At 42.6% G+C, this 15237-nt stretch carries 13 protein-coding genes and 1 tRNA gene; 6 read left to right on the plus strand and 8 right to left on the minus strand.

Annotated elements, in window-relative coordinates; translation table 11 throughout:
• Positions 1–311: 311 nt before the first annotated feature.
• Both FTV31_RS07730 and FTV31_RS07735 read right to left on the minus strand, forming a co-directional pair.
• A tRNA-Arg gene (locus FTV31_RS07730) sits at positions 312–387 on the minus strand.
• 90 nt (positions 388–477) lie between these two features.
• Positions 478–1830 carry an amino acid permease gene (locus FTV31_RS07735; protein ID WP_180014060.1) on the minus strand — a complete coding sequence of 451 codons (1353 nt, stop codon included), beginning with the start codon at positions 1828–1830 and terminating at the stop codon, positions 478–480.
• A gap of 332 nt (positions 1831–2162) precedes the next feature.
• Between FTV31_RS07735 and prpF the strand changes: the two genes are divergently transcribed.
• Both prpF and FTV31_RS07745 read left to right on the plus strand, forming a co-directional pair.
• Positions 2163–3353 carry a 2-methylaconitate cis-trans isomerase PrpF gene (gene prpF / locus FTV31_RS07740; protein WP_180014062.1) on the plus strand — a complete coding sequence of 397 codons (1191 nt, stop codon included), beginning with the start codon at positions 2163–2165 and terminating at the stop codon, positions 3351–3353.
• Positions 3354–3581: 228 nt separating this feature from the next.
• Positions 3582–4490: a farnesyl diphosphate synthase gene (locus tag FTV31_RS07745; RefSeq protein WP_180014064.1), complete on the plus strand. Its 909-nt coding sequence runs from the start codon at positions 3582–3584 to the stop codon at positions 4488–4490.
• A gap of 83 nt (positions 4491–4573) precedes the next feature.
• Here FTV31_RS07745 and putP read toward each other — a convergent pair whose 3' ends face one another.
• The 5 genes from putP to FTV31_RS07770 form a co-directional block, all read right to left on the minus strand.
• On the minus strand, positions 4574–6085 hold the full coding sequence (gene putP, locus FTV31_RS07750) for a sodium/proline symporter PutP (protein WP_159122845.1): 1512 nt from the start codon (positions 6083–6085) through the stop codon (positions 4574–4576).
• Between the two features lie 213 nt (positions 6086–6298).
• Positions 6299–7150 carry an SPFH domain-containing protein gene (locus FTV31_RS07755; RefSeq protein ID WP_005234507.1) on the minus strand — a complete coding sequence of 284 codons (852 nt, stop codon included), beginning with the start codon at positions 7148–7150 and terminating at the stop codon, positions 6299–6301.
• Positions 7151–7153: 3 nt separating this feature from the next.
• Positions 7154–7636, minus strand: a complete 483-nt coding sequence (locus FTV31_RS07760; RefSeq protein WP_004783073.1) for an NfeD family protein — start codon at positions 7634–7636, stop codon at positions 7154–7156.
• A 100-nt stretch (positions 7637–7736) separates the two neighbouring features.
• Positions 7737–8654 carry a patatin-like phospholipase family protein gene (locus FTV31_RS07765; RefSeq protein WP_180014066.1) on the minus strand — a complete coding sequence of 306 codons (918 nt, stop codon included), beginning with the start codon at positions 8652–8654 and terminating at the stop codon, positions 7737–7739.
• Between the two features lie 62 nt (positions 8655–8716).
• Positions 8717–9346, minus strand: coding sequence for a 1-acyl-sn-glycerol-3-phosphate acyltransferase (locus FTV31_RS07770; RefSeq protein WP_180014068.1), 630 nt, complete (start codon positions 9344–9346; stop codon positions 8717–8719).
• A gap of 133 nt (positions 9347–9479) precedes the next feature.
• Between FTV31_RS07770 and FTV31_RS07775 the strand changes: the two genes are divergently transcribed.
• The 3 genes from FTV31_RS07775 (at position 9480) to FTV31_RS07785 (ending at position 13357) form a co-directional block, all read left to right on the plus strand.
• Positions 9480–10718, plus strand: a complete 1239-nt coding sequence (locus FTV31_RS07775; protein ID WP_180014070.1) for an MFS transporter — start codon at positions 9480–9482, stop codon at positions 10716–10718.
• Positions 10719–11077: 359 nt separating this feature from the next.
• The gene (locus tag FTV31_RS07780; protein WP_180014072.1) at positions 11078–12382 is read left to right on the plus strand and encodes a DcaP family trimeric outer membrane transporter; all 1305 of its coding nucleotides are present in this window, start codon (positions 11078–11080) and stop codon (positions 12380–12382) included.
• A 273-nt stretch (positions 12383–12655) separates the two neighbouring features.
• Entirely contained in the window at positions 12656–13357 is a 702-nt protein-coding gene (locus FTV31_RS07785; RefSeq protein ID WP_180014074.1) for an HAD family hydrolase, read from the plus strand.
• On the opposite strand, the gene FTV31_RS07790 is transcribed toward FTV31_RS07785, so the two are convergent.
• Positions 13354–14031: a DUF421 domain-containing protein gene (locus FTV31_RS07790; protein WP_004783062.1), complete on the minus strand. Its 678-nt coding sequence runs from the start codon at positions 14029–14031 to the stop codon at positions 13354–13356. The two genes, FTV31_RS07785 and FTV31_RS07790, sit on opposite strands and share 4 nt — an antisense overlap.
• Positions 14032–14509: 478 nt before the next feature.
• On the opposite strand from FTV31_RS07790, the gene FTV31_RS07795 reads away from it, so the two are divergent.
• Positions 14510–15196 carry a carbonic anhydrase gene (locus FTV31_RS07795; protein ID WP_180014100.1) on the plus strand — a complete coding sequence of 229 codons (687 nt, stop codon included), beginning with the start codon at positions 14510–14512 and terminating at the stop codon, positions 15194–15196.
• The last annotated feature ends 41 nt before the right edge of the window (positions 15197–15237 follow it).

Below are 15237 nucleotides of genomic sequence, written 5' to 3' on the forward strand. Positions count from 1 at the left end.
TATATCTAGCGTTGTTGTTTGCACTTATTAAATTCTTGGAGATTTCGGGTATTTATCCGCAATCATTTGTTACTCCATGTGACAAAAATAGCACAATTAAAATAAGAGTAAATGCTCTAGAAAAAACTAATTAGTCTAAAAAAGCACCAAAATAGAGTTTTTGCACCAAAAAATAGCTGTATTTTGAAATAAGTATTTGAAAGTAAAAGAAATAAAATAATGGAGAAAAAATGATTTTTTGTATAAAAAATATTCTAAAAATATGAAGATTAACGCTGATTCTTTGAAGTATAGATCACATTTTGAAAAGATGGTGCGCCCTGCGGGACTCGAACCCACGTCGGTCGCTTAGGAGGCAACTGCTCTATCCAGTTAAGCTAAGGGCGCGAAAAGAAAGCTATTATACTGTAAAAAATGCAAAAAAAAGTTATTGCTGAAGCAATAACTTTAAAAATCATCGATTAAAAGATTTTTTGATTAATTCTTAGGGCGTAGTGCCTTAAACAGAATAAACATGATCACTACCCAGATCGGAAGCATCAGTACTGATTCTTTAAAGCCTTGTGTCCACATGATGTAAAGAATGGTCGCAATGAAAGCTAAAACCAGAATATTACTTGCAGGTGACCACAATGCAGGGAAACTGGTCTTTTGTCCTAACTGCTTCATGCTTTGCATAAACTTCAAGTGGGTCAAGCTAATCATGGCCCAGTTCAGTACCAGTGCACCTACCACCACATAAATCAGGTGACTTAAGGCATCTTCAGGAACAAAGTAGTTTAGGAGTACACAGCCGAAAATCAGCAGGGCAGAGAACAGAACTGCAGGAATTGGCACCCCTTGCTTGTTCACAGTCTTGAAGATTTTAGGGGCATTACCTTGCTGTGCCAGACCATAAAGCATACGGCTATTGGCATACATACCACTGTTATAAACAGAGAGTGCCGCTGTCAGGATGATGAAGTTCAGCAGATGTGCTGCCCAGTCAATCCCCAGCTGGCTGAAGATCATCACAAACGGGCTTTTATCCAGACCGCCAAGCTCTAACTGGTTCCAAGGCACTAAAGACAACAGGATTGTCAATGCACCTACATAGAATACCAGAATACGGAACACGACCTGATTAATCGCTTTTGGAATAGTTTTTTCTGGATTTTCAGCTTCTGCTGCCGCCATCCCGATCAGTTCAATCCCACCGAAGGCAAACATCAGGAAGGCCAGCATATAGAATAAGCCTTCAAAACCATTCGGGAAGAAACCGCCTGCTGTCCAAAGGTTGCTGAAAGAAGCTCCTGAAGATGCATCAGCAGTCAGGATCAGATAGAGACCAAAGACAATCATAGAAACGACCGCAGTCACTTTCACAATAGACAGCCAGAATTCTGATTCACCGTAGAATTTCACATTGCCGAGATTGACCAGCGTAATTACGATGAAGAAAAACAGGACTGAGGTCCAAGCAGGAATATGAGGCCACCAGTAATTAATATATTTTGCAACGGCGGTGAGCTCGGTCATAGCCACCAGGATATATAAGATCCAGTAGTTCCAACCCGCAAGGAAACCAGGGAATTTGCCCCAGTATTTATAAGCAAAATGGCTGAATGAACCTGCTACAGGTTCATGAACAATCATCTCACCCAATTGACGCATGATTAAGAATGCAATTAAGCCACCAATGGCATAGCCAAGAATAATAGAAGGACCCGCAGATTGGATCACCTGTGCGGAACCTAAGAATAAGCCTGTGCCAATTGCACCGCCCATGGCGATCAACTGAATATGACGGTTCTTTAAGCCACGCTGAAGTTGTGAAGACTCGTTATTCAAAGTGTTCAGCCCGACAATGTAAGAAATAGGTATAAAGATTGTAATGGAACAAAGATAAGAAGCCTAGAGCACCCGTCTGGATGAAATATTATTATCGTATTTATAAAAAAAAATTATAAAAATAAATAGAATAAAAGATATGTGAATCAATATATTAATTTTATTGAAAATGTAACTGATGAGTTTGCTGTTTTTTTAACTCGACACAAATGCTGTTTTTTTATACTTAGGTCGGGCAAGGCAGCTACTTGGCTTTAAACCGATTATACTCGTCTCAGAAATATTCAATAATTTTGATCAGAATAAAGACAAGCCAGAGGAAGAAAGTATTCATGAGTTTCGCTGCCCAAATCAAAATCCCGGCCACTTATATGCGCGGAGGCACCAGTAAAGGGGTGTTCTTTAAACTGGACGATTTACCTGCTGCTGCACAACAGGCAGGCCGAATTCGGGACCAGTTATTATTAAGAGTGATCGGCAGCCCGGATCCATATGGTAAGCAGATTGATGGGATGGGCGGTGCCAGTTCAAGTACCAGCAAAACTGTGATTCTGTCTAAAAGTCAGCAAGAAAATCATGATGTGGATTATCTGTTTGGTCAGGTATCGATTGATCGCCCTTTTGTGGACTGGAGTGGTAATTGTGGCAATCTGACTGCAGCAGTTGGGGCATTTGCGATTTCCAATGGCCTGGTCGATCCTGCACGTATTCCTGAAAATGGGCTGTGTACGGTGCGAATCTGGCAGGCGAATATTCAGAAAACCATTATCGCCCATGTACCGATGCAGAATGGTCAGGTTCAGGAATTAGGTGATTTTGAGCTGGATGGCGTAACTTTCCCAGCAGCCGAAGTACAGATTGAATTTCTGGATCCTGCCGATGATGATGCCGAGGGCGGTTCAATGTTTCCGACCGGAAATTTAACCGATACGCTAGAAGTACCGAATATTGGCAGCTTTGAAGTAACGATGATTAATGCCGGGATCCCGACAGTTTTCTTAAAGGCAGAAGATCTGGGCTATAACGGTACCGAGTTACAGGACCATATCAATAATGATGCAGCTGCCTTGGTGAAGTTTGAAACCATCCGAGCCTATGCTGCTCAACAGATGGGTCTGATTCAGGACATTAGTGAAGCTGTTACACGTCAGCATACGCCAAAGATCGCTTTTGTGGCTCCGCCAAAGACTTATACGTCCTCTAGTGGTAAGGAAGTCACTGAAACAGATAGCGATATTCTGGTCCGTGCCTTATCGATGGGTAAGTTGCATCATGCCATGATGGGAACAGCCGCTGTAGCGATTGGAACAGCGGCAGCGATTCCGGGAACCTTGGTTAATCGTGTTGCAGGTGGCGGTGAACGTGAATCAGTCCGCTTTGGTCATCCTTCCGGTACCTTAAGAGTGGGTGCGCAAGCAGTGCAGGAAAATGGAGAATGGAAAGTGAAAAAAGCCATTATGAGCCGTAGTGCTCGTGTGCTAATGGAAGGTTGGGTGCGTGTTCCTGAAGATGCTCTTTCTTAAAATTATTTCTTGAGAAAATTAGCCTAAGTAAAACCATCAGTTCTCTGATGGTTTTTTTATTAAAAAAGATATTTCTGATTTGATTATTTTTAGTCTCAATACAGAATTATGAAACAACATTTGGATTTAAGACTGAAAATTCAAAGCAATTCTAGGTACAATGCCTGATAACAGACAGGCACTTATAAACTGTCATTTTATTATTCTGGCTACGTATTCGAGGCGAATGTGTCATCTATCACTGACGTATCAACCCATGCACTAACTCAAGCACAACAACGGATTCAACACGATTTAATGACTGCTTTGGAAGCCTTTTCCATTCCGGAACCGTTAAAGTCGGCAGTACATCATGCCGTAATGCTAGGAGGAAAGCGGGTACGTCCAGCACTCTGTTATGCCACTGCCGCTTTAAAACCGAATCAGAATAGTGCTGCGGTACGCCGTGCCGCAGTTGCGATCGAGTTTATTCATTGCTATTCACTGGCACATGATGATCTGCCATGTATGGACAATGACTTGTTACGTCGTGGTCAGCCAACCTGTCATGCTGCTTTTGGTGAAGATACGGCTCTTTTGGCGGGTGATATTTTGCAATCTATGGCGTTTGAAATTCTGGGTAGTCGTCTGTTTGATCAGGGGCCTGCAGTAGAACCTGCGATTGTCTTGAAGCAGATGCAGATTCTGGCGACTGCTTCCTCGAAAATGGTCAATGGTCAGGTACTGGATTTACAGGCCGAAGGCAAAAAAATTGATCAGGAAGCACTGGAGGCGATTCACCGAAATAAAACCGGTGCCTTGATCAGTGCAGCGATTATGATGGCAGCGGTGACCATCTTTGAAGGGACGGATTTGGCGATTCCAAAACTGCGTGAATTCGGGCAAGCCATTGGTCTGGCTTTCCAGGTGCAGGACGATATTCTGGATATTATTTCGGATACTGAAGTGCTCGGTAAAACGGCGGGCAAGGATGAACAGGTGGAGAAGTCAACTTATCCGGCATTAATGGGTTTAGAGAAAGCCCAAGCCTATGCACAGCAATTACATGATCAGGCCATGACTGCACTGAATCATTTTGAAAGTCAAGCCGATGACCTGATGCAGATTACCCAGTTCTTGCTGACACGTAAAAGCTGATTTTAATAAACTAATCTTCCTGAAATCAGCTTAAAACAAGCATAAAAAAGAGGACTTAAAGTCCTCTTTTCTTTTATATTGAATTACTTGCTTTCGTTATACAGACGTTCTGCCTGTTCAAAGCGTGTTGTAATTTCAGCTGTTGGTGCTTTGCCTAAGAGACTTACAACTACAATCGCAATCCAAGAACAGATAAAGCCTGGAATAATTTCATAGATGCCGGCTGGAATAAAACCAAGACCTGTTCCACCAACAGTATTCTTCCACAGAATCACCATACATGCGCCAACGATCATGCCTGCCAAGGCACCATTCAAGGTCATACGTTTCCAGAACAAAGACAGAATAATCAGTGGACCAAAAGCAGCGCCAAAACCTGCCCAAGCATACGCCACCAGACCCAAGACTTTAGATTCAGGATTACCAGCCATCCAGATTGCCAATAAAGCAATGAGAAGCACCATCAAACGACCGACCCAAACCAGTTCTTTTTGTGAGGCATTTTTACGTAGGAATGATTTATAGAAGTCTTCAGTCAGGGTACTTGAACAAACCAGTAACTGACAGCTAAGCGTACTCATCACCGCGGCCAAAATTGCCGCCAGAACCACACCGGCAATCCATGGATTGAACAGGATTTTAGTCAGTTCCATAAACACGGTTTCAGGATTGGCATTCACCACAGCAGCGAGTTCCGGATGTTGCTGGAAATAGGCAATACCAAAGAAACCTGCGGCCACTGCACCACCCAAACAAAGCGTCATCCAGGTCATCCCGATACGGCGTGCATTTGGAATCGACTTCACTGAATCGGCGGCCATGAAACGCACTAAAATATGCGGCTGACCAAAATAACCCAAACCCCATGCCATTAATGACAGGATCGCGATGGTACTCAGATCACCGACCAAGTTCATGGCCTGTGGACGTGCGGCTTCCAAAGCGAGCGTAACTTGCGACATATCTGAAAAAGTCAGGATGGTTACGATTGGCGTAAGAAGCAGGGCGAAGATCATCAGGGTTGCCTGAATGGTATCCGTCCAGCTGACTGCCAGGAAACCGCCAATAAACACATAACTGATCGTTGCAATCGCACTGATCCAGAGCGCTGTACTATAAGACATGTCGAACATACTTTCGAACAGCCGCGCACCTGCCACCATGCCTGAAGCACAGTAAATTGCAAAGAAAATCAGAATGACAAATGCAGAAACCACACGCAGTACTTTTTTCTGATCGTTAAAACGGTTCGAGAAATAGTCCGGTAGGGTCAGGGCATTATGCTGGACTTCGGTATGGACCCGTAAACGACCCGCAACCAGCAGCCAGTTCAGCCAGGCACCGATAATCAGACCAATCGCAATCCACATTTCAGACAGGCCTGAAAGATAAATTGCACCCGGCAAGCCCATCAGCAGCCAGCCACTCATGTCGGAAGCCCCTGCAGAAAGTGCAGTTACGAAACTACCTAAACGTCGGCCCCCTAAGATGTAATCAGAAAAGTTGTTTGTCGCGCGGTATGCCATCAGGCCAATTACGACCATGCCGACAATATAAAAAAGAAAGGTAATTAAGGTTGGATTTAGGGAGCTCATACGGTATCCATTTTTAAGTTGGACAGTAGATCGAAACAAGGATTATGACAGATGCGAAAGACTTTAACCCGAAAGCCAGGCAACATCGAATCCAGAGGATTTCAAAAATAAACGCGAAATTTAACCATAAATTCACAATCTTTGCTGAGATTTTCTTATTTTGAAAGAAAATAGGCAACCAATTGGCTGCCTATTGTGAAGTATCTCTGAAATTTAGTGACGTCCCATCACACCGCGAATGGTATTCAGCACATCGGCAGGCAAGACCACAGTCTTGGCATTTGGAGACTTGGCCATATCCTGCATGGCTTTGACATATTGTTCACCCAGCAGATAAGCCACAGGAATTTCCTTATCGCCAATTGCCTGACTCACCATATCAATCGCACGCTGTGAAGATTCTGCCAGTACGACTTGCGCTTCTGCATCACGACGTGACGCTTCCAGACGACCATCAGCTTCCAGAATGGCGGCCTGTTTTTCACCATCCGCTTTAGTCACGGTTGCACGACGTTGACGCTCTGCCGCTGCCTGTTCTTCCATTGCAGTCTGCATGGTCACAGAAGGTTTGATATCCTGGATTTCAACCGTCTTTAAGGTGATACCCCAGTCTGAAATATCATCAGAAATACTAGACTTTAAACGCGCCTTGATATGATCGCGTGAAGATAAGGCATCATCCAGATCCATTTCACCCACGATTGAACGTAGCGAAGTTTGTACCAGGTTCTGAATTGCCCATGAGTAGTTCTCAATCCCGTATACCGCTTTTTCAGGAGTTGTTAGGTTGATATAAGCCACCGCATTCATCAGCAAGACGGCGTTATCACGGGTAATTACTTCCTGAGAAGGAATATCCAGAACAATATCTTTGGTAGTGACTTTATAAGCCACTTCATCTACATAAGGAATGACAAAATTCAGGCCAGGATTGAGTGTGGTGTGGTATTTACCCAGACGTTGCACGATCCACTTATAGCCTTGTGGAACAATTCGTACACCTTTAAAAATGGTAATCGCAACAAAGGCCAAGAACGCAATAACAATGATAGTGCCAGCAGACATAATTTATTCACCTTTTTCGTTTTGATATTGAGTGCTGTGGGGCTGTACAACTAGGTCATTTCCCAGAATATCGACAACACGGACACGATCTCCGACCTGAACTTTATCCAGAGCGCGGCAATCCCATTCATCCGAGCCTAAAACAGGCAGCGGAAACCGGACCCGGATCTGATCCTGTTCAAGATCGGTCTGGATCACCATGCCAATTTGGCCAATGGTTGCTTCACGCGACAAGCCGGCTTTGGTCTTGTCGATAGAAAGTGGCTTGATAAACTTGAACCAGAGCAAGGTACAAAGAACAGACAGGATGATCCAGGTCAGGATCTGGGTGGTCAGTCCCATCATCGGGAACATCCAGTACAGAATGCCAACCATAATGGCACCAATCCCGAACCAGAGGGCAGCAAAAGCGGGCAGGAGTAATTCTGAAAGAATAAGAAGTATTCCCAATACAAACCAGTGCCAAGGTTCAAGAACTAATTCCATATCGTGACCTATATTGCTAAGTATTTAATTAATCATCATCTTTATATGATTTACTTCCAATGTAGCAGATGCAGCAGCAGATGAATATAAAAAACTCTGATTAAAATTTTGCCGGTCGTACAGGCTTAAATGCAGCCGGAGACTGCTTAAAATCACTGATGGCTTTTTCAATTGAACGGATTTTCAGTTGCGCGGCTTTTTCACCTTCGAGAATGGTTTCATTGCTGGCTTTTAAATCCAATGTGCCGATATGACCTACTTTAGGCTGGATTACAATATTGGCTTGGCTGAGTTCTTCATTGATGCTTTGCTGACCCATGATATTAATCGTCTGGTCCAGTACGCCCCACATGTTGAGCGCTTTATTGCTGTCCGGACGGGCAGAAATATCTACGGCAATAACAATATCAGCTCCCATATCTTTGGCCGTTTTTACCGGAATCGGGCTAACCAGACCGCCATCGACATATTTTGTACCGCCAATTACAGCGGGTACAAAGACATTCGGAATGCTGCAAGAGGCACGAACAGCTTGTCCGGCATTTCCTTTGATAAAGTCGGCTTTACGGCCATTGTCCAGGCGGGTTGCCACTGCCGCGAAGCGAATCGGGAACTGTTCAATCGGTTTATTCGCCACATTTTTATTGACGAAATCCTGCAGTTTCTGTCCAGCAATAATCCCTTGACGGTTCAAGGTTAAATCACGGATATCGGATTCCTTAAAATTTAAGGCGATTTGCTGCAACTGATAAGGGGATTTGCCACTGGCATATAGACTGCCCACGAAGCTTCCGGCACTAGTTCCAGTAACAATCTTCGGTTTGATGCCATGCGATTCGAGGACTTTGATTACCCCGATATGGGCAAAGCCTTTGGCACCGCCACCACCGAGTGCAATAGCCACCACAGGTTCACGAGCCTGAAGAGGAGTAGAGGTTGTTGGGGTTTTAGTAGCTTTATCACATGCTGCAAGGCTTAAACCCAAGCAGCCAATCATTGCATAACGAATTAATTTCATTCTAAAAATAGAGGATTAAATAAGCAAATTACGGTTATCAGAGCAAAAAAAAGACATTTTGCCTAGCGTTTTTTCACCAGTTTTTGTAAAGGCTTGGCAATCCAGTCCGGATTTTTTGCCGAGATCTTGCCTTCATAATGGCCATAGATCTGCTCCAGATCATATTCATAATCACCGGTTAAATGGTATACGCCCAGGATATGAATGGTTTTAATGTCATAGTCAAAAGAAAACATCACAATCGGCAGATTGGCAGCTTTGGCAATATGATAAAAACCGCTACGGATTTTTTCCGGTGCCTTACGCGAACCTTCAGGTGCCATACCTACCCAGATCCGATCAGTCTTGTTAATGACATCAACAATTTGTCGGGTGTGACCTTGCGGTGTATCGCGTACTACAGGAACTACACCGATCCATTCCAGAATGGGTTTAAGCGGAGTACGAAACAGGCTGTCTTTACCAAAAATCGTAATCTGAATACCCAGACCGAGTAGAGCATTAAAGCCTAACCAGGCATCGATATTCGAGGTATGTGGGGAAATAATTGCCACTGCTTTAGGCAGGTTAGGGAACTCGCCTTTGAGCTGCCAGCCCTGAGCCAAAAATAGCTGTTTAAACAGGGTTTGGCTCAGTTTACCTCCGCGGGAGGGAACCAATGGAGGGAGTTTGGGAAAGCGTGTTGTACTCATCGATGTCTCATCCTGAAACGTATTTTTCTTTATTTTTGATCATATTAGACTGTTGTAAAATCTGGATCATTGGCAAAATGTATAGCGATGATGGATGCTTTTAGCATTTTTACCTTAAGGACCTGCGCTGAATATGCGGAATACTTATATTTTATTGTTTTCCCTATATTGGGCACAGGGGCTCCCGGTCGGGTTTATGACCCATGCCTTGCCGGTCATTCTGCGAGCTGACGGCGTATCTCTGGCACATATTGGTGGCTTTGGCCTGCTCATGCTGCCATGGTCGATAAAAATCTTCTGGGCACCTTTAGTTGATCGACATGGATCAAGATCCAGAGGTCATTATCGAAGCTGGATTATTCCTTTGCAATGGCTTTCTGTCGCTGTACTGATTGGGCTGTCCTTCTTGCCGATCCAAGCCTTAAACCAGCCGCTGTACCTGCTGATCTTTTTTATCACGTTGTTAGTGATGAATGGGATCGGTGCTACTCAGGATATTGCCACGGATGGACTGGCAGTCAATATTCTAAAAAATGAACAACAGCACTGGGGCAATACCTTTCAGGTGATTGGTTCTCGTCTGGGATTCATTGTCGGAGGCGGGGCCATATTATGGCTGCTCGATCTGCTGCAATGGCAAAGTACCTTTCTGTTACTGGCTGCGCTGGTTTTTCTTAATACTTTACCCATTTTACTTTTTAGAGAACCTCAGCATTCAAAAATTATCACGCCAGCTGATAAAGGACCTGCACTCAGCAATATAAAAACCTATTTTCAATACTTCTGGTCAGATTTAACCTTGGCGAGGTGGCTTCTGGTTTTACTGACCTTTAAAATCGCCGATGGTTTATCCGGGCCTTTATTAAAACCGTTAATGGTAGATCTCGGACTGAGCTTTAGCCAGATTGGCCTTTATGTCACCATGCTTGGTGCATTTGCGGCACTGATTGGAGCAGGATTGGCTGGCTGGTGTCTGAAATACTGGTCGCGCAGCCGGAGTTTACTGATTTTCTCTGTCCTGAAAATCATGACTTTAATGGCTTATGCCTGGCTGGCTGGCCAGTATGAAATCCAAAATAAAGTAGAAAACTGGATCATTTATCTGATTAATGCTGCAGAAGATATGATCTCTGCCATGCTTTTGGTAGTCATGCTGACCTTGGTCATGCAATACAGTCGCAAGCATCTGGCGGGTACTGATTTTACCTTTCAGGTGGCGTTGATGGCCACAGTGAGTGGGGGGTTGTATAATCTGAGTGGGATATTGGGGGATTATTGGGGGTATGCACAGTATTTAACATATATTGTATGGATCAGCGTGTTTTTATTATGGCCTATTGTATTTTGGGGTAGAACACAGCAAGACTCCTGATCATTGCAACGCATCAATTAAAGCCGTATTAAAAACAATCAAATTATTTTAAAAGTGTCGTTAATACATATTTTAGCTAAAAGTATGAGATAAAAATGATTTCAAACTGAGTCTAAAATTGTTAAATTTCTGATGTTTTTATACGGCTTATTATGTAGGTATAGTTAAAAAACATAAATCCAGTAAAATCATGTAACATGATAAGGATGGTTTCTAACTATGCACATTGTTCGTGAGTGATCTCGCGAGATAATAAAATAAGTCAATTTATAATTATAGATATTCCACACGCTTTAGATTTTAGTGGGAATCAGTGAGCTTTCAAAGCCAATGAACGTTTGTTCAATATGGAGAATTTAATGAATCAAGTTTTAACACGAAAGCTTTTAGCTAAGGGATTAGCAGTTGCCGTAACAACCTTGATGATGGGGACGGTTGCACATGCTGAAACACAAGAGCAAAAAGAAATTAAGCAGCTGCGTCAAGAAATTGAAGCACTAAAAGCATTAGTAACACAGCAGCAACAAGTTCAGCATAATCAAGCCGTGCAGATTGAACAAGTTAAAGCAGCACCACAACCATCAGCAGCTGCACCGAAAGCACTAAGTACAAAATCAGATACTGAAGTGAAGCTATATGGTTTCGTTCGTGGCGATGCGAACTATATCATTGAAGGTTCAGCAGGTGACTTCTCTGACGTTGCTAAAACCAATGGTCAAACCAGAGACAAGTTAGTCGCAACAGCAAAAACAACACGATTGGGTTTAGATTTTAAAACCAGTGTTAACGGTGCAGAGGTTGGCGGTAAACTTGAAAGTGATTTCGCAGGTACTAACGATTCATTCCGTATACGTCAAGCATATTTAACCTATGAAAATTGGTTGATTGGTCAAACCCAATCTAACTTCTTGTCAAATCATGCACCGTTTATGATTGACTTTAGCACCAACGTTGGTGGTGGTACTACCCGTCTACCAATGGTTCGTTATGGTTTTGATTTGACACCAGCAACGCAATTGTTCTTGGCGGCAGAAAAGCCAAACTCAAGTGCTGCACAGACTGAATTAAATGCCCAAGGCGAAAGAGTAAGTGTTGAACATATCAAATCAAGTGTACCAACATTGACTGCTAAATTGGCACACAACTTTGATGACAAAAAAGGTAATGCGTCTGCGCGTGCTTTAGTTGAAGTTTATAAAGATGAAGACACTAATAAACGTAAAGCAGGTTGGGGTCTAGCAGCAGGTACAACGTATCAAGTACTTGATCCTTTAAAAGCGACGCTGGATGTCAGCTATACCAAAGGTGTAAACGGTATTTTGTATGGTACCAATGCCAATGCTGCATTCGTAGATGATGAAGGTAACCGTAATATTGAACAAAATGAAATTTGGGCGGTACAAACGGGCTTAACGTACAGCATTTTATCTAACTTAAAAACATCACTTGGTTATGGTGCATTGTTTGCCGATAAAGACTCAGACTATGCAGACCTCAATCCTACTGCAAACAAAGAGGTACAACAAGCTTGGTTAAACTTGGTGTATTCACCAGTTAAACCGCTTGAGTTTGGTGTTGAGTATGTCAACGGTGAGCGTAAAACCTTTAATAATGGAAAATTCAAAGATAACCGTATTGGTTTAATGAGCAAATATAGCTTCTAATTGATGATGTGAAGCTAAATAAAAAATCCCACCACTTGGTGGGATTTTTTATATCAATACTTTAGGAGAAAGGTTATTTTTAATAAAGCATAGGGATTTTTGTACAGGCTTAAAATACAAATCCTAATTGAGATTTTTATTTTCCTATCAAAAAGCGGTGCTTCGGCATCGCTTTTTTTATGCCTAAAACAACAAAACTTAGCAATTTTAGATCTAATCCTGAAAGTTCCCAGCTGTTACCATGACAGAAAACCTTCTATTCCTTTTTAAATTATGACCATTCAAGCAGTTTTATTCGATCTCGACAATACCTTGACGCATCGTGACCTGACGACACAGGCCTATAGCCGTTATCTGGCAGAATATTATGCTTCAGCATTTGCACAGGTTGAGCTTGAGAAAATTATCGAAATTGTACGACGCATTGATAATGGCGGTTATCCGAAAAAGGAATTGCTGACTCATGGCAGTATTGGCGCTTCAGCTGCATATGCATTGTTGCAGGAATTATCCTGGTTAACTCCACCAGATCTAGAGGAGCTAGCGCAGTTCTGGTTCAGCGAGTTTGGACGTTTCGCCGTAGAGATGCCGCAAGCAGGGCAAGTATTAAAACAGCTTAAAACTGAAGGTTATCGCTTGGCCATTGTATCCAATGGCGGACATGAGACCCGATTAAATACCATTCGCGGTTTAGGTATTGCAGAGTATTTTGATGAGATTGTCAGTTCAGGATTGGTCGGCTTTAATAAACCGCAACCGGAAATTTTCCAGATTACCGCAGAGCGTTTAGGCGTGCAGCCAGAACAATGTCTTTATATTGGTGATCATCCTGTTAATGATGTTCAAGGCGCAACAGCCGCAGGTATGCATGCTTTGTGGATGCAAGGTTTCCATCCGGATGCTGGACATATTCAATACAAGATTCAGCAACTACCACAAATCTTTGACCATTTGCAACGACTTAAGCAGCTTTAAGTAATCCGGTGGCTATTCATGGCTTTTGCCCATTGGTGAGAGTGACAGCGCGGACACGTCTGTTCCGCTTCTTTTAAATACTGGACTTGACCGCAATAGATACAGGCATAAAGCTCTTCTGGCCTGACTTCTTTGACAATGCAGCAGGATTTAGGGAAAAGCGGGAGCCCATGCCGAACATCATCTGGATGGAAATACAAAATACTAAATTTACCGTCAGTTTCCAGTAAACCCAAGCGTACCTGACCCAAATGTTCAATGCCTTGCTGACGCATCTCAGCAAAGAATTCATCGTGGGACATTTTGCCTTTTTTAATTTCATCAATGACCAGTAAACCATCTTCCACAATATGAATCGGTTTGCCTTCGAGCAGGTCTTCAAACCATTGAAATTTCATCATGAGCCAGGTGGTCAGACGATACAGGAAAATGATCACCGACATGATCAGTGCTGCCTGAATCAGGGGAAGATCTTCTGTAAACATCGGATCGCCGGCAATGGAACCTAAGGCAAGAATGATGGTGACTTCAAAGATCGAAAGTTGTCGTACTCCGCGTTTACCTGTCAGCCGCAGAAACAGGATAATCATCGCGTACATGACTACACAACGCAGCAAAATCTCTGTGGCAAATTCCCAGGTCGTATCATTTATAAATATGGTGGCCCAGTCCATTGTCATTATTCCAGCTCACTCTTTGTTTCGAGTCTAGCAATCTCGGCTGTTAGTTTGCTGCTGTAATTGTGTAAGATTTTGAATAAAAATAAATTATGTTTTTTGAATGTGATTGCTGTGAGTAAAAGATATAAGGACTTTAAGAAAATAAGATAGATATTTCGTGTAAATATTGATTGATTATTCAACAGATTAAATTTGAACCAGTTCACATTTTACTCTGTGTAATTTTTAATCAGTACAAATAATATCCTGCTGAAATATATCAAGATAAAATCTGAGCAATTTCCTGGGAATAATGAGAACTATTTAATGATTTGTAATCAAATAACTTGGTACTTATAAATTTATGTATGTTGTGCCCTGAAAAATATAGCGATTAGATCAAGCTAAAAATCTGTTTTTTAAATTAAAAATATTGATTTTGACTTCCAAGAAAGGATGTATTGTGAAAAATATATTCACGCTTTTAACGGTTATGGGCTTAAGTACAGCGGTATTTGCAGATGCAGACTGGAATTATACTCAGCCTGAACAATGGTCGACTCTAAACCAGAAATATTCAGCCTGCAATGGACTGAACCAGTCACCAATCAATATCGAACGAACTGTCAAAGCCGAACTGGAACCGCTCAAATTTAGCTATAACACCATGATTCACGCGATTGAAAATAAAGGTCATACCGTTCAGGTAGACTTTGCTCAAGGTGGAGAATTGCAGCTGGATGGTGAAACTTTTGTGCTGAAACAGTTTCATCTGCATAGCCCAAGTGAGAACCTGATTAAAGGCAAGAGCTATCCTCTAGAGATTCATTTTGTCCATGCCAATACTCAAGGGGAACTTGCTGTAGTGGCGATGATGTTTGAGCAGGGTACAGAAAATCCGATGCTTAAACGTATGTGGAACCGCTTTCCGAAAAAGCAAGGTGAAAAAGTCGTCTTAAAGACTCCGCAACCTGTAAATGAGATGTTGCCTAAGAATCTGGATTATTACCGCTTTAGTGGTTCACTGACCACGCCCCCATGTTCTGAAGGTGTGCGCTGGTTGATTCTGAAAGAGATCCAGCAGGCTTCTGCGACACAGATTTCAGAATTTTCCAAGCTAATGGGACATCCAAATAACCGTCCGGTACAGTCCTTAAATGGCCGTGTGGTGCTGGAATAACAAAAATCTGGATGAAAAAGCAGACTAAGTTCTGCTTTTTT

The organism is Acinetobacter sp. YH16031 (assembly GCF_013417335.1).
Classification (GTDB): Bacteria; Pseudomonadota; Gammaproteobacteria; order Pseudomonadales; family Moraxellaceae; genus Acinetobacter.